Source organism: Bradyrhizobium sp. STM 3562, from assembly GCF_045571435.1.
Classification (GTDB): domain Bacteria; phylum Pseudomonadota; class Alphaproteobacteria; order Rhizobiales; family Xanthobacteraceae; genus Bradyrhizobium.
In genome coordinates this window covers 3591998-3607332 of the sequence record NZ_CP120694.1, presented here as the reverse complement: position 1 = coordinate 3607332, position 15335 = coordinate 3591998, and the positions used below count along the sequence as shown (strand labels likewise).

The following is a 15335-nucleotide window of genomic DNA, read 5'->3' as shown; positions in this document are numbered from 1 at the left end:
AGACTGGTGTCTGTCATCGGCCGGCTCTCGTCGGAGATTGGCGCTGCGCGGCGCAGCCGTCATCGCCGTCTGACGGACGCGGCAAGACCACGATCGTTACCGGTTGTGCAAATCCAGGCGGTGGTCCTGCTATCTGCAGGCGACGCAGAGCAGCAATGGCTCGCTGGTCCCATTCACTGTTTCCCGTGGAGCCGAGCAGCCTGGCCTGGAGGACCGCCCCAGTCTGGCTGAGCCAAAGCCGTGCAGCGATACGGCCGGTTTCGGGCAATGCGTGCGAACCACACAACTCAGCCCGGAGGCCAGCCTGAAGAACGCCATAGTAGTGCGTATCCGCCGCTGATAGCCTCAAGCCGCGCTCCGCGGCCGATCTCGCCGGCACCCGTGAAAGTACGAAGAAGCCATCGGCTTTCGCGTCCGCCTTAAGTCCGGAGCCCGCAAGCAAGATCTGTAAGGCGGTCTCCGCTGTGTAGGCGCCCTGGACCGGGCTTGAGCGGCGTCCCTCTGCGAGCCTCCCATCATAGAGGACCTCCCGACCGGATATCCGGGCATAGCCTTCAAGCGCGGCTCCAAGTGGTTGCGAAGGGAGGTCGAAAGCAAACTCGCCGCGCGGGGCCTCGCCGCACACCCCGCCAACAGTGCCAATAAGCAGCAGTGCCCAAACGGATTTCAGCACACGCCCAATGGCGACGCCGCCAAGAGAGCCATTTGAGATGTCCGCATGTCGTCCGCTACAAGAATGCACAAGGCACCGGTCCGATTACACCGCCCGTCGGAAAGCGCCTGTTCCGCATAAATGTCCAACATGACAGTTACACGAACGTCGCGAAGCCGCAATTGGCGTTCCAACAACGCTCAAGAGAGTGGTCGAGCGTTGTGCCGACGGCATCCTGCCCGAATGTCCCTTGATCGAGATCCTGTTCGCCAGCCGCAGCGATCACGCCTACAGAGTGGGAGCCCACCGATTTCTACGCTGTGCTACGCTACTGCCCTTGAAAATAACGGCCAAGGCAGTCAGGCCACCGCGCCACCGGCGAGCGGCTTCGCATGGGCTCGCCCTGGCGGCCTGATGCCGACCGCTCACACGCCAGTGTGCGCATTCGGATCGGTCATGCGCGCCACCTGGGAAGCGGCGACGATCCCGATCTCGTTCGCGAGCTCCGTGACGACCTTGGAACGCGACTGCCAGGCCGGATAGAGAAAGCCATAATGCAACGGAAAGGCGGGCTTGAAGGGCCGTAGGATCAAGTCCGGCACACCGCTCGATCGCACGACGAAGGGATCGGCGAGGCAGCATCCCAGGCCCCGACCGGCGAGGTGGTAAAATCAACACTGAGTTTGCCGTGGTGGACCGTGGCAACGCTAACCGGCCACTTGATCCGTTCTGTGAGTTTCACCGCCCACGGCCGCGGTGCCTCGATGACGAGTGGAAGCCCTCGGAATCCATTGCTGAGGTGCTGCGCCTCGGAGGTTACGCGATAGCCGCCGATGAAATTGTCACGCAGGACATAGCCTTCATGGATGAGCGTATCGAGCATCCTGACGATGGTCGATTTCGAAAGCCCGGTGATCGCGTGAAGCTCGGCCACTGATGCGGAGCGTAGTGAATTCATCGCGCGAAGCACGCGCAGGACCCGTTGTGCGGCTTCGACGGGCTGATAGGAGCACTCAGCCGGCAGTGCATCACCCCGTTTCGAGTTGGACCGACAACGATCACCGCTTTGTTGCTTTATGCGCCCTCGCGGAGGGTAGACCGCACCTTTGGAAGCCAAACCCGGATCAGACAGTCGGCGGGATGAGACCTGACAAGACTTTTTCGCAGGCAATGTCGGCCCGTCTTCAATGCAAGCGTCTTCAGCGGAAGCTTGGCGTGCTTTGATCGCTGCCACCGCAGGCGACACGCCACGGGCGCGGCCTTGCTCAGCGGCAGGCCAGTCTTGCAGATGGCTGGCGCAGGAATCGATCAAGATTGATGAATCAAGCTTCATTTCAAGAGCCTCCCCGTGCCCGTTCGATACCGGCCCATTGATCGGACCTTGTTTATTTGCGCTTCGCCGTGAATGGGGCGGTTTAGCGCGTTGCCGAACTAACCTGCCCGTCTCCTAAACTGAACACGATTATCCCCCTCGCCAACGCAATTCGAGAAATGTTTCACCAGATGAAACATTCTGGTTTCCAGAGCAGCCGTTCGTCACTGCGGTCCGGAGCTGCCCGGCAAGCGGCCCGCGGCGCGGGTGCGCAAAAACCGAATTTCGTAGGGTGAAATCACTGTCGAAAGCGCTCCAGAACAAACGTCCAGAGCCTTAAGGTCATCGTCCAACCGAGCGCCACATCCGAAAGGCCCAAGCGATGCCGCCCTCCTGGACCCGCTGGCTGATTGGTGCCCGACTAAAACACCCGCAAGCGTATTCTCATTGAGAACCCGCTGAGACTGTGCGGCCGCAAGGTCGACATTGCTTTCTGCAAGAGGAAGAAAACATGGCCAGCCTGCGTCCGCCCGTTATCGAGTTTCGCTCAAGGCTCAGAAAAGGTGAGCATGTTCTCGGAACATTCATCAAGACGCCGACGAGTCACACGATCGAGATTATCGGCGACGTTGGCTACGATTTCGTCATTGTCGATCAAGAGCATGCTCCCTTCGATCGCGGAACGATCGATCTGGCTTGTCTCGCTGCCAAAGCGAGTGGAACGGCGGCGCTCGTCCGGATTTCGGAGCCGACAGCCGCCAGCATATTGTCTGTTCTAGACTGCGGTGCCACCGGCGTCCTCGTTCCCCATTGTGATTCATTGGCCAAGGCGAAAGCGATCGCTCAAGCCTGTCGCTATCGCGGGGGAAGCCGAGGCTTTTCGAACACGACCCGAGCCGGGCGATTCGGCGATGCCTCACTATCTGATCACATGGACGAACAGGATGCCCGGGTCGCCTGTGTGGTGATGATCGAGGATGAAGCCGCGTTGGACGAAATCGACGCTATCGCCTCGCAAAGTGGGATCGATGCTTTCTTCATCGGAAGGGGTGATCTGACTGCCTCGATGGGCCCCGCGGGAATGAAAAAGGCGGTCGCAAAGATTGCCGCGGCGGCCAATGCCGCGAGGATGCCGATGATGGTGCTGGTATCAAGCCCGGAGGACGCTGCGGCGTTGCGAGATATCGGTGCGACCGCCTACGTTGTTTCGAATGATCAAAATTTTCTCAAGGCTGCCGCCAAAAATGCATTGGCCGCCTACTGCGATCCGAAGAAATGGTAGCTTTGGATTCGGAGATCTTTGCAGGAGTCGCGAAATCAGGTGCGATCTGGCCGCGCGGATCGTCAGCCGCGCGAGGCTGTCGAAAGTTGAAAGAGAAAAGGCCGAACTATTCCGATCGCCAGCAAGATTGCGGGGATTCGCATCGCCCGATGCCGACATACGCGTCGGCTCGCGATTGATGATCAGGGGCTTCGGCAAGCCGCATGGTGGTCACGAATGATGCGTCCGGAATCTTTCGGGCCCTTTTACTCCGCGATCACTACCCACGACTGCGCTTCCCGACGATCGGCGCGCGTGGGATAGCCACCTGCGACAACGCCTCGACAAAAATGGGCTCCCAAGCCCGGATATGGCGCCTGAGAAGATCTGCGAGCGCCTGCTCCTTGCCGGCCATCGCAAGCTCGATGATCTCGTAGTGCTCTTCGATGGATTCATTTTGCCGTGCGAGGCCTGCGCGCGACTTGATGCCGTAAAGTCGCATCTGGTCGCGCAGTCCCATGACCATTTCGGTGAGGCGCGCATTGTCCGCCGCCGCCGTCAGCGACCGGTGAAAGCTTCGGTCGGCTTCGAGATAGAGTCTGATGTCCTCCGTTCTCACCGCGCGCGCTATGTCGTCTGCGAAACGCGATAGTCCATCGAGATTCTTCTTCGGCTTGCGTGCGACGATCGCCGCCGCATGGAGTTCCAGCACCTCGCGGAGATCGAACAGGTTGCGGAGTTCGGTCAAGGTCGGCTCGACCACCTTGAAGCCCCGATTGCGCATGGGCTCGATCAGTCCGCTGCGCGTCAATTCCAGCAGCGCTTCCCGCACCGGCGTCGTCGAAACGCCAAGGCTCGCCGCAAGCGTCGGCACGGAATACATCGTTCCTGGCATGCTCTGACCAGAAATGATCTCGGCGCGCACCTGCTGTAGCACTTGCTCCCTTAAATTCTGCTCCATCGCCCCTCTTCCTGCTGCCGGTTCCAGAGCCCTCCCGTTCGGCAGTGCAGCACAATAAATGCGCTTGACGAAAGATACGCCCACAGAGGATGGTGTGTAAAGCTTTACAGTAGCGCATTACTTCAACGACACGGCTTCTTCATGGTTGAGCGTCTTCCGGGCTATTGCACGCTCTGCCGATCACGGTGCGGCTCGACGATGGTCGTCGACAATGGCCGGCTGATCGGTGTCGAAAGTCTGCCCGGGCATCCCACGGGCGGAGCGCTATGTGCCAAGGGTCGCGCCGCGCCCGAGATGGCGCATAGTCCACGCCGCGTGACCAAGCCGCTTCGTCGCACTGCGCCACGCGAAGCCGCCGATCCGGGCTGGAGTGAAATTTCCTGGGACGAGGCTCTGGACGAGATCGCCCAAAGGCTCAGCGAGATTCGCAAAGTGTCCGGCGCTGAAGCCGTGGCCTTCGCCGTCACGACACCCAGCGGCACGCCGATGGTCGACAGCTTCGAATGGGTCGAGCGCTTCATCAGGTGCTTCGGCAGTCCAAACCTGATCTATGCGGTCGAAATCTGCGGCTGGCACAAGGACTATGCCCATGCCCTGACTTTCGGCCGCGGCATCGGCGTTGCCGACTATGACCGCGCCGACGTCATCGTGCTGTGGGGACACAACCCGGCCCGGACGTGGCTTGCCCAGGCGACCCGCATCGCCAATGCGCGACGGCGCGGCGCGCGCGTTGCAGTGGTCGATCCCAAACCAAACGGATCGGGACAGGAGGCCGACATCTGGCTGCGCATCCGTCCCGGCGCGGACGGCGCCCTGGCCATGGGCGCAATCCGGCATCTGATCGCGACCAAGTCGTTCGATGCGGGCTTCGTGACACGCTGGACCAACGGGCCGTTCCTGGTCGACACCAGCACGGGCCGCTTCGTTCGCGCGAGCGAACTCTGGGACGATCAATCGCCGGACGCTTTCGTCGTGTTGGATCAGTCCGGCGCGGCGTGCAGCTATGACCCTCGCATTGCGCTGCTCGATCCGGGCTGCTGCACGCTGAACGAGCGAACGACGCTCGTCGGGCGGGATGGCCGCACGATCGCTGCCGCGACCGCGTTTTCTCTGCTGGCGACCGAGGCCGCCCCCTATACGATCGCTCGCGTCGCCGAGATCACCTGGTTGGACGAGCGCAACATCGCCGCGTTCTACAGCCTGTTCGAGAGCGGTCCGCGGCTCGCCTACCATTCCTGGACCGGTGTCGGCCAGCACACCAATGCGACAATGACCGAGCGCGCGATCGCGACGCTCTACGCGCTCACCGGCGCCTGCGACCGGCCGGGCGGCAATGTCTGGCCGGTGCCGCCGCCGACCCGTGCCCTCAACGAGTATGCCTTGTTGCCGCCGGAACAGAAGGCTAAGGCACTCGGCCTGGATGAGTTGCCGCTCGGCCCGCCCAGCCGAGGATGGATCACGGCGCGGGATTTCAGCCGCGCCGTGTTGACGGGCGAGCCCTATCGCGTCGAGGCGCTGATGAGCTTCGGCACCAATCTCATGGTGTCGCAGGGCCATTCCTCGCGCAATCGTGAGGCACTGCGTGCGCTCGACTTCCACGTCCATGTCGACATGTTCATGAATCCGACGGCCGAAAACGCGGATATCATCCTGCCGGCCAATATGCCCTGGGAGCGGGAGGCCCTGAGAATAGGCTTCGAGATCACGCAGGAGGCTGTCGAGACGATACAATTCCGTCCGCAGATGCTGCCGCGTCTCGGCGAGTGCAAGGCAGATTATGAGATCGCTGCCGAACTCGCCGTCAGGCTCGGCCTCTCGAACGAATTCTTCGGCGGCGACATCCGCGCCGGCTGGAATTATCAGCTCGCTCCGCTTGGCGTCACGATCGACGAACTGCGCCGGCATCCCGAGGGCTTGCGTTTCCCTCAGGCCTTTTGCCATGAAAAATATGCGCTGCAACGCGAGGACGGCACGGTTGCCGGCTTTGCCACGCCGACCCGCCGTGTCGAGATCTATTCAGAACTGATGCGCGATCATGGCTACGCGCCGCTGCCGGGCCATATCGAGCCCGCCGAAAGCCCATTTGCGGAGACCGCCGACGGCCGTTTCCCGCTCGTGCTCACGACCGCCAAGAGCGGCTGGTTCGTGCATACGTCGCATCGCCATATCGCCTCGCTTCGCAAGAAGACGCCCGATCCCGCGATCGAGATCAACGGCACGCTCGCGGCGCAGCGTGGACTTCAGGATGGCGATTGGGCGATTGTCGAGACGCCGACAGGAAAGGTTCGGCTGCGGGTGCGGCTGAACGACTCTCTCGACGATCGCGTCGCCATCGCCGAGTTCGGCTGGTGGGAGGACTGTCCGCCGCTGGGCCGCGAGGCGATCGGTGCCACTGGATTTACGACATCGAACATGAACGATGCGCTGAGCGACGCAACGCGCGATCCGGTCAGCGGCTCGGTGCCGCTGCGCGCGGTCCGCTGCGACATTCGCAAGGACGAAATGGCGAGCCGCGGCCGCTGGTCCGGCCGGCGCGCCTTTTCCGTCACGGGCATCCGCAGCGAATCCGACGATACCGTCGCACTGGCGCTCGCGCCGCGCGATGGCGGCCCGCTTCCTGCATTTCGTCCGGGACAACACGTCATGGTGAGCCTGCCGGGTCTCGATGTCGCCCGCGCCTATTCGCTGATCGGCCATGACGGCCGGGATGGCCTCTCGATCGCAGTCAAGAAGCGTCGTTCCGATGGTTTGGGCCACACGGACAATGTGGTTCATCTATCCGACCACATCCATCGTCTGGCGACCGGCGATACCGTGCTGATCGAGGCGCCGAGGGGTATCTTCACTCCGCCGCTGCGGGCGGCGCGGCCTCTCATTTTCCTTGCGGCCGGAATCGGCATCACGCCCTTTATCGGTCATCTCGAAGCGCTGGCGGAACGCGCGCCGGGCGAGCGCGTCGCCAAGGTACTTCTGCTGCATGGTTGCCGCAACGGTGGTGAGCATCCGTTCGGCCGACGGCTGCGCGAACTTGCGAAGCTGCTTCCGGAGCTCGATATCGTCACTTCATATTCGGCTCCACGCCCGCAAGACCGCTACCCGCAGGACTACGATTATGCGGGCCGGCTTGATCTGTCGGCGATCGATCCGCTGCTGCCGCAAAGGCCTCTCGCCTATCTTTGCGGCTCGCCGGACTTCACGACATCAATGATCGCTCGGTTGGTCGAAAGGGGCATGCCGCGCTTCGACGTGTTCACGGAGGCGTTTGCATCGCAGCCGACCGTGCCGAAGACGCTCAAACCACAGACAGTCCATCTCGCCGGCAGCGATAGAAGTTTTGTCTGGTCGCCCGAGCTCGGAACCCTTCTCGATGCCGCCGAGGCGGCAGGTCTGTCGCTTCCCAGCGGCTGCCGCGTCGGCCAATGCGAAAGCTGCGCGATGCGCATCGTCAAGGGCGATATCGTGCAAATCGGCGGCGACGACGGCATGACGGACCTGTGCCTGACCTGTCAGGCCGTGCCTCTCTCTGAGCTCACGCTCGCGCTCTGACCGGCAATGACGAAACGAGAGCAACACGAACACGATAACGACGGGGGCTGCAATGACCGACACGACGCATAGGAATTCCTTTCCGGACAAGATGCCGACGCAAGCCAACCTGCTTGCCAGGTTCTCGCAATACATGGTCGGTTTCGCCGAGCGTTGGTTTCCGGATGCTTATGTGTTCGTGCTGATTGCTGTGGTAGTGATCGCGCTTGGCACTATCGTGCATGGCGGCTCGCCGGTTGCGGTCAGTCAGGCCTTTGGCGACGGCTTCTGGAATCTCATTCCGTTCACGATGCAGATGGCACTGGTCGCGATCGGAGGCTATGTGGTCGCAATGTCGCCGCCTGTCGCGGCTGTGCTGAAGCGGCTGGCAGCAGTGCCCTCCACCGCGCGCGGCGCGGTGGTCTTTGTCGGCGTGCTCAGCATCATCCTGTCGCTGCTGAACTGGGGCCTCAGTCTGATTTTCTCCGGCCTGCTGGTGCGCGAAATCGCACGGCGCAAGGACATCAAGCTGGATTATCGCGCGGCCGGTGCGGCCGGCTATCTCGGTCTCGGCTGCGGCTTCACGCTCGGCATCACCTCGTCGGCTGCTCAGCTTCAGGCCAATGCTGCCAGCATTCCGAACTCGCTGCTGCCGATCACCGGTATCATCGGCTTCTCCGAGACCATCCTGACATGGCAGAATCTCGTAACCACTGTCATCATGACGGCGTTGTCCGCAGCGATCTGCTATCTGACGGCGCCAAATCCAATGCTGGTTAAGACCGCGGAGGATCTCGGCGTGTCCCTTGACGACGACCGGATCGAGCCGAAGAGACCGGCACGGCCCGGCGACTTTCTCGAGTTCAGCCCCATTCTGACAATTCTGATTGTGGCTCTGGCGCTGGGCTGGCTCTGGCAGACCTTCCGATCCGGCAATCCGCTGATCACGATGTCGGGCCTGAACACCTACAATTTCGTGTTTCTGGTGCTTGGCATCCTGCTGCATTGGCGGCCGCGCAGCCTGCTCGAAGCCTTTTCCAAGGCGATGCCGAGCGTTTCGGGCGTCCTGTTGCAGTTTCCCTTCTACGCCGGCATCGCGCAGATGCTGACCAAGGTGCCGAACGCCAAAGGCATCACGCTGTCCGACACCATCGCGCACTGGTTCGTCGACGCGTCCGCCAACTCGACCGTCTTTTCGTTCCTGGTCGGGGTCTATTCTGCCGTGCTTGGCTTCTTCATCCCGTCGGCTGGCGGCAAATGGGTCATCGAGGCGCCCTACATCATGAAGGCGGCCAACGAGATCGGCGCTCATCTGGGCTGGACCGTCATGGTCTACAACATCGCCGAGACGCTGCCGAACTTCGTCAACCCGTTCTGGATGCTGCCCCTACTCGGCATACTCGGCCTGAAGTCAAAAGACCTGATCGGTTACACCTCCGTGCAGTTCTTCGTGCACTTCCCGATCATCATGATCCTGGCGGCGATCCTGATGACGACCTTCACCTACCACCCGCCAATTCTTCACTGATCGTCCCGGCGGGACGAAGGCGTATGCCGGGACGGCTGGATGGACGTCCCGGCTGCGAGCCTGTCCGCTATTCCCAATATCTGCGATACGAACTCTTGCGATAAGAAAGCTGTGACCGAAAAACAAATGCCGCAGACGATCGACGCTGAACAGGCGACGCACCTGCTTCCGATGGACGCGCTGATCAACCATCTCCGCGGCTCTTTCGTGAGAGGGTGCGAGGTTCCGCCGCGGCATCATCACACCATTCCGGTTCCGGGCGAACCAGACGCCACACTGCTGCTGATGCCGTCATGGCAGCAGAAATCGGAAAATGGAGGCCTGCTCGGAGTCAAGCTCGTCGGCGTCTTCCCGGGCAACGCCGCGCGCAAAATGCCGGCGCTCACGTCGGTCTATCTGCTGTTCGACAGCGGCACCGGCGCGCAACTCGCGACGATTGCAGGCGACGTCCTCACCGCCAGGCGTACGGCAGCGACGTCGGCGCTGGCGGCATCTTATCTGGCGCGCGAGGACGCGACCAACCTGCTCATCCTCGGCTCCGGCCGGGTCGCGAGCCTTTTGCCGGACGCCTATCGCGCCGTCCGCGACGTCAGCCGGATCGGTGTCTGGAACGTCAACGCCGACAGCGCCTCGCGCATGGTGGATCGCCTCCGTAGCGAAGGACTGGATGCCATGGTGGTCTCCGATCTCGAGCATGCCGTCAGGACCGCCGATATCGTCACATCGGCAACACTGGCAACGTCGCCTCTGATCAAGGGCGAATGGCTGCAGCCCGGCGTCCACGTCGATCTCATCGGCGCCTTCACGCCGGCAATGCGGGAATCCGACGACGAGGCGGTCAGGCGGTCTGCCGTGTTCGTGGACACCTATGAAGCGATGCATGAGGCCGGGGATCTCGTCCATCCGATCAAGGCCGGAATCCTGTCGCGCCAGGACGTGAGGGCATCACTGTTCGAGATCTGCAGCGGAGCCGTTCAGGGACGCCGGTCGCGTAACGAGATCACCTTGTTCAAGGCGGTCGGAACAGCGCTCGCGGATCTCGCCGCCGCAGGCCTGGCGTACAAAGCCCATACCGTCGAAAAGCCGCTGCGGTGAAGCTATGCTTGTGCCATGAGCGTTGCATTGCCTCCGGCGGCGGCCGTATTGATCGTCACCGTCTGCTCGGTCGCAAAGCGCAGCAGATAATGCGGACCCCCGGCCTTAGGGCCGGTTCCTGACAGACCGCAGCCTCCGAACGGCTGCACGCCGACCACCGCGCCGATCATGTTACGGTTGACGTAGACGTTACCGGTCGCGAGACGCGACGCAATGCGCTGAACCACGTCGTCGATCCGCGAGTGAATGCCCAGCGTCAAACCAAATCCGCTCGATTCGATCGCGGCAATGACATCGTCGAGCTGCTCGGCACGGTAACGAACGACATGCAGAACGGGCCCAAACACTTCCTCGCGCAGGCCATCGAGCCGATCGAGCTCAAGAACATGCGGAGCGACGAACGTGCCGGCGGCAGGTGCCGTGCCGGCATAGTGGAGCTTCATGGTCGATCTGGCGCCGGCAATGTACGCGTCCAGCCGCGCCTTTGCCTCGGCATCGATCACGGGGCCAATGTGGGTCGATATCTCGCTGGGATCGCCGACCTTCAACTCGCTCGCCGCGCCTGCGATCATGTCGATTATCTGGTCGGCCACGTCGCTCTGGACATACATGATGCGGAGCGCGGAGCATCGCTGCCCCGCCGAGCGGAATGCAGACGTGACGACGTCGTCGGTAACCTGCTCGGCGAGCGATGTCGCGTCGACGATCATCGCGTTGATGCCGCCGGTTTCCGCGATCAACGGCAGGATCGGGCCTTCCTTGGCCGCCAGTTGACGGTTGATGGACCGGGCGACCGCCGTTGACCCGGTAAAGACCACGCCGCTCACGGAGCGATGCTGTACGATCCTGGCGCCGACCGAGCCGTCGCCGATGACAAGATGGAGTGCGTGGGCCGGAATGCCTGCCGCGAGAAGCAACCTGACCGCCTGAGCCGCAATCAATGGCGTCTGCTCGGCCGGCTTTGCGACAACGGTGTTGCCGGCCACCAGGGCGGCCACGACCTGCCCCATAAAGATCGCGAGCGGAAAATTCCACGGCGAAATGGCGACGAACGCGCCCCGCGGGCGTAGCCGGAGAACGTTGCTTTCTCCCGTCGGACCCGGAAGGACATTGTCTCTGCCGAACAGGCTGCGGGCTTGACCAGCATAGTAGCGGCAGAAGTCGACGGCTTCCCTGACTTCGGCGATGGCATCGTCGAGCGTCTTGCCGGCCTCGCGCTGCAGCAGCGCAATAAATTCCGGTGTCTGCGCCTCGAGCATATCTGCGGCACGTTCGATCGTTGCCGCACGCGCGCCCACGTCGGTCGCCTGCCACCGGACAAAGCCTCTTGCTGCAGCCTCCACAGCGGCATCGACCGTTTCGAGGTCGGCCTCGCTGACCTGACCGACCTGTTCGCCCGTGGCGGGGTTGCGCACGCTACGTAGCGCGCCCGTCACGACATTGCCATCCACGATCGGCGCAACCTCGGCCGGCATTGCCGCCGCCGCAACGCGCCGAACCAGATTCTCCAGCGCGGTGCGGTCTCCCATCTCCACGCCTGCGGAATTTAGTCTGTCAGCGAATAGATGCCGCGGCAACGGTATGCCGCTGTTTGCAGCCTGTTCGGGACGAGAAATGATCGAAGCCGGCCGCGTGAGCAGCTTTTCCGCAGGTATCGCCTTGTCGCCGACCTGCGCCACGAAAGATGAATTCGCGCCGTTCTCGAGCAGCCTGCGCACCAGATAGGCCAAGAGATCGCGATGCCCTCCCACCGGAGCATAGGTGCGATAGGCGATGCCGGGATGGCGCCGTTCGATATCGGCATAGAGCGCGTCGCCCATGCCGTGCAACCGCTGCAATTCGAAACCGGACGATCCTTTGGTCAGTTCGAGAATCGTGGCCACGGTCAAAGCGTTATGCGTGGCGAATTGCGGGTAGATCAGTGGCCTCAGGGACAACAGCTTGCGAGCGCATGCGATGTAGTTGAGATCGGTCATCGCCTTGCGGGTGAAGACCGGATAGCCGTCCAGTCCGCGCTCCTGCGCGCGCTTCAGCTCCGTGTCCCAATACGCGCCCTTCACCAGCCGCACCATCATCGGCCGGTCGAGCTTTGACGCCAGCGCGGCGATATGGTCGATCACCGCCAAGGCGCGTTTCTGATAAGCCTGGATCGCGAGCCCAAATCCCTTCCAGCCCGCAAGCGAACCATCCTCCAGCACCGCATCTACGATGTCGAGCGACAGCTCGAGCCGATCGGCCTCCTCCGCGTCGAGCGTGAAATTGAGGTCGTAGGCCTTGGCGCGGCGAGCGAGTTGCAGGACGAGCGGAACGAGTTCGTCGATCAGGCGCGACCGGCTGATCGCCTCGAAGCGAGGGTGCAGGGCGGATAATTTGACCGACAGGCCGGGCCGATCGGGTAATGGCTGGGCCCCGGCCCGACGGCCGATTGCCTCGATCGCCGAATGATAGGACTGGAAATAGCGTTCGGCATCCGCGCGGGTGCGAGCCCCCTCGCCGAGCATGTCGAACGAATAGCGCCGCGATACATTGGTATCGGCCATGGCGCGGTCGAGTGCCGCCTCGATCGTTTGTCCCATCACGAAATGATTTCCCATGATGCGCATCGCCTGACGGGCAACGACGCGAATCGTGGGGAGGCCGAGCTGCTTGGTGATCCTGGCCAATGTGCCATCGATCGTTTCGTCGGGCCGGACAATTCTGGCTGCCATTCCGAGCGCCCATGACGATGCGTTGACGAACGGCGTATCGGAACGAAGCTCATGGAGCGCAAAATTGCCGTGGCCCAGCCTGTCCTCAATGAACCGGTCAGCGGTCTCGGCGTCGGGAACGCGAAGCAGTGCCTCGGCAAGCGTCATCAAAGCGAGCCCCTCCTTGGTCGAGAGGGAATATTCGCGAAGAACGTCCTCCAGTCCGCCGATTCCTCGCTGAGAACCGCGAATGGCAGCGATCAGGAGCAACGCCTCCTGATCGATGTTTCGTTCCTGCTCCGGGGTCAATTCCGGCCCCTCCAAAAGCGAGCGGGCAAGATCAGCATCGTCCTGGCTATAAGATCCAACAACCGAAGATATGATCGACATTTTCCTCTCCAATGCATTTGAGGAATATGCCCGTGTCGAGCGTATTACTATCGCTTATTTCCCGCATTTTGCGTATTAACAACGGCCATCTCGCGTTTTCGGAGGATTCTATGAGCCCGCTCGATAAGACCGATCGACGAATTCTCGCGATCCTGCAAATGGACGGACGCATCGCCGCGGTCGAACTCGCCGACAAGATTGGGCTATCGCCCACTTCAACGGGCGAACGGCTGAGGCGCCTGCAGCGTGAGGGCTACATCGCCGGATTTGGCGCACGGCTGGACCCGCACAAGATCGACCTCGGCTTCCTCGTGTTCGTCGAGGTGCTTCTGGACAAGACGACGCCGGACGTGTTCGAACGATTTTCCAAATCGATTCAGCGGGCCCCTGAGGTGCTCGAATGCTACATGGTCGCGGGCGGTTTCGATTATCTGGTGAAGACACGGCTACCTGATATGGCCGCCTACCGGCGCTTCCTCGGCGACGTCTTGCTGCCGTTGCCTGGCGTCAAAGAAACCCGGACCTACGCCGTCATGGAAGAGGTCAAAAGCTATGCGCCTCTTCCGCTCTGAGCTGTGAGATTCGTGAGTGTGCGGGTCGCGGTCCTGGGCCGATGCCACTCCAATATTGGAGCACGCGATGGATACGAAGGCTCGTATTCAGCTTGGACGTCGGGAAATTTCATAAGCCCCGCAATGGCCATTCTGCCTTTTCTCAGCTTTGCGGGTGATTGAGACTGCTATCAGGACATCTGCAAGGCATCGCAGGCGAACCGGGGAGCCGGTTCGCCTACGGCGCGTGCAGTCCCGATGGGCATTCGCTCACCACGGCCCATCGCATTCACAAAGGCTATTCCGCGGGGTCGCTATTCAGCTTCTGGGACGCGATGGCGGCGAGGAATTCCGCCAGCGAACGCCTTCCGGCGTCCTCCGCGGCTCTCTGCGACGGATAACTTTCGCCAGTCAGCCTAACGCCCATCGGCTGGCTGCGGCGTTTGATTTCCCATCGCCAGGTGAAACGGCAATCATCGCTTACAATCGCGACGTAATAATCGCGCCAGACCGAGGTCACCAGCTAGCGCCGCCGGAAAATGGCTTTCGCGACGTCGCCGATGGCTTCGACGTCCTCATCCATTCCGTCGAAGCAAACGATCCGGCACGGACAGGCTTCCAGGCCTTCATAGCGCCACGGGAAGGCGCCGATGATCGCCCGCTTGTCGAGCATTTTCTCGATATCGCCTCCGACATTCTCGGCGTGAATGAGACCTTCCTGGAAGGCGTAGGAGTGGAATGGAAACATGTCCTCCGACACCATGCGGCCGGACTTCTTGTGGACATAGTTGTATTCGCCGAAGAACTCGTCGCAGCTCATGCCGACCTTGGCCTCGAAGCGCTTGGCGAGATCGGGACGCATCAGGCGGATCGAGGTGTTCATGGCGTGGTCGCCGGAGCCGCAATCGACGCCGAACCATTTGATCTTCTTCTTCAGCATCCACTCCAAGAGCTCGATCTTTCCGCCAGGATGCATACAGAAATAGCGCACCAGATCCTGCTGCGGCTGCCCCTCCCAATACCGGTGCCAGCCGGTGTGCAGGATGAGAATATCGCCTTCCTTCACCTCCACCGGCGCGGCCTCGATCATTTCCGGCGTGATCACCGCCCAGTCGTCCATGTGCGCAGACACGTCGACCACGGCGCCAGAGCCAACGAGAAAGTCGAGCGGATAGGACGCCATGTCGCCCATGCCGTCGGTGCCGTGCATCGCGCCGTCGATATGAGTGCCGACATGGAGCGCTGTATCGATGCGCTGCGCCACGATCATTTTGGTCTGCAGATTCTGCGCATAATACATCTTGTTGCCGGCATAGCCGACCCAGCCCGGCGTGTGCACATTCATCAGATGGGTCATGTCAACGATCTTCATC

At 61.8% G+C, this 15335-nt stretch carries 11 protein-coding genes; 5 read left to right on the top strand and 6 right to left on the bottom strand.

The features are described 5' to 3' along the window. Positions 1-13: 13 nt before the first annotated feature. The 3 genes from P6U23_RS16580 to P6U23_RS16570 all read right to left on the bottom strand — a co-directional run bounded on the left by P6U23_RS16580 (position 14) and on the right by P6U23_RS16570 (position 1985). Complete coding sequence (locus tag P6U23_RS16580) at positions 14-625, bottom strand: TonB family protein (RefSeq protein ID WP_407181487.1); 612 nt, start codon at positions 623-625, stop codon at positions 14-16. Between the two features lie 452 nt (positions 626-1077). Continuing rightward, positions 1078-1254: a hypothetical protein gene (locus P6U23_RS16575; RefSeq protein WP_407180780.1), complete on the bottom strand. Its 177-nt coding sequence runs from the start codon at positions 1252-1254 to the stop codon at positions 1078-1080. Further along, the gene (locus P6U23_RS16570; RefSeq protein ID WP_407180779.1) at positions 1242-1985 is read right to left on the bottom strand and encodes a helix-turn-helix domain-containing protein; all 744 of its coding nucleotides are present in this window, start codon (positions 1983-1985) and stop codon (positions 1242-1244) included. Before P6U23_RS16570 ends, P6U23_RS16575 begins: the two co-directional genes overlap by 13 nt. A 490-nt stretch (positions 1986-2475) precedes the next feature. On the opposite strand from P6U23_RS16570, the gene P6U23_RS16565 reads away from it, so the two are divergent. Further along, positions 2476-3246, top strand: coding sequence for an HpcH/HpaI aldolase family protein (locus P6U23_RS16565; protein ID WP_407180778.1), 771 nt, complete (start codon positions 2476-2478; stop codon positions 3244-3246). A 259-nt stretch (positions 3247-3505) separates the two neighbouring features. Here P6U23_RS16565 and P6U23_RS16560 read toward each other — a convergent pair whose 3' ends face one another. After that, positions 3506-4186, bottom strand: coding sequence for a GntR family transcriptional regulator (locus P6U23_RS16560; RefSeq protein ID WP_407180777.1), 681 nt, complete (start codon positions 4184-4186; stop codon positions 3506-3508). A gap of 141 nt (positions 4187-4327) precedes the next feature. On the opposite strand from P6U23_RS16560, the gene P6U23_RS16555 reads away from it, so the two are divergent. The 3 genes from P6U23_RS16555 to P6U23_RS16545 all read left to right on the top strand — a co-directional run bounded on the left by P6U23_RS16555 (position 4328) and on the right by P6U23_RS16545 (position 10334). Further along, positions 4328-7732, top strand: coding sequence for a molybdopterin-dependent oxidoreductase (locus P6U23_RS16555; RefSeq protein WP_407180776.1), 3405 nt, complete (start codon positions 4328-4330; stop codon positions 7730-7732). Positions 7733-7784: 52 nt separating this feature from the next. Next, positions 7785-9239 carry a short-chain fatty acid transporter gene (locus tag P6U23_RS16550; protein WP_407180775.1) on the top strand — a complete coding sequence of 485 codons (1455 nt, stop codon included), beginning with the start codon at positions 7785-7787 and terminating at the stop codon, positions 9237-9239. A gap of 111 nt (positions 9240-9350) precedes the next feature. Beyond that, complete coding sequence (locus tag P6U23_RS16545) at positions 9351-10334, top strand: ornithine cyclodeaminase family protein (RefSeq protein ID WP_407180774.1); 984 nt, start codon at positions 9351-9353, stop codon at positions 10332-10334. Between the two features lie 2 nt (positions 10335-10336). On the opposite strand, the gene putA is transcribed toward P6U23_RS16545, so the two are convergent. Beyond that, positions 10337-13411: a bifunctional proline dehydrogenase/L-glutamate gamma-semialdehyde dehydrogenase PutA gene (gene putA / locus P6U23_RS16540; protein WP_407180773.1), complete on the bottom strand. Its 3075-nt coding sequence runs from the start codon at positions 13409-13411 to the stop codon at positions 10337-10339. A gap of 110 nt (positions 13412-13521) precedes the next feature. Here putA and P6U23_RS16535 point away from each other — a divergent pair, with 110 nt between their 5' ends. Beyond that, positions 13522-13983 carry an Lrp/AsnC ligand binding domain-containing protein gene (locus P6U23_RS16535; protein ID WP_407180772.1) on the top strand — a complete coding sequence of 154 codons (462 nt, stop codon included), beginning with the start codon at positions 13522-13524 and terminating at the stop codon, positions 13981-13983. A gap of 502 nt (positions 13984-14485) precedes the next feature. Here P6U23_RS16535 and P6U23_RS16530 read toward each other — a convergent pair. Beyond that, on the bottom strand, positions 14486-15334 hold the full coding sequence (locus tag P6U23_RS16530; protein ID WP_407180771.1) for a cyclase family protein: 849 nt from the start codon (positions 15332-15334) through the stop codon (positions 14486-14488). Between the last annotated feature and the right edge of the window lies 1 nt (position 15335).

What these genes read in the sequence shown, in the direction of transcription:
- P6U23_RS16570 (WP_407180779.1), bottom strand. Translation starts at nt 1,985, where the DNA reads ATGAAGCTTGATTCATCAATCTTGATCGATTCCTGCGCCAGCCATCTG.
- P6U23_RS16565 (WP_407180778.1), top strand. Translation starts at nt 2,476, where the DNA reads ATGGCCAGCCTGCGTCCGCCCGTTATCGAGTTTCGCTCAAGGCTCAGA.
- P6U23_RS16560 (WP_407180777.1), bottom strand. Translation starts at nt 4,186, where the DNA reads ATGGAGCAGAATTTAAGGGAGCAAGTGCTACAGCAGGTGCGCGCCGAG.
- P6U23_RS16555 (WP_407180776.1), top strand. Translation starts at nt 4,328, where the DNA reads ATGGTTGAGCGTCTTCCGGGCTATTGCACGCTCTGCCGATCACGGTGC.
- P6U23_RS16550 (WP_407180775.1), top strand. Translation starts at nt 7,785, where the DNA reads ATGACCGACACGACGCATAGGAATTCCTTTCCGGACAAGATGCCGACG.
- putA (WP_407180773.1), bottom strand. Translation starts at nt 13,411, where the DNA reads ATGTCGATCATATCTTCGGTTGTTGGATCTTATAGCCAGGACGATGCT.
- P6U23_RS16535 (WP_407180772.1), top strand. Translation starts at nt 13,522, where the DNA reads ATGAGCCCGCTCGATAAGACCGATCGACGAATTCTCGCGATCCTGCAA.
- P6U23_RS16530 (WP_407180771.1), bottom strand. Translation starts at nt 15,334, where the DNA reads ATGAAGATCGTTGACATGACCCATCTGATGAATGTGCACACGCCGGGC.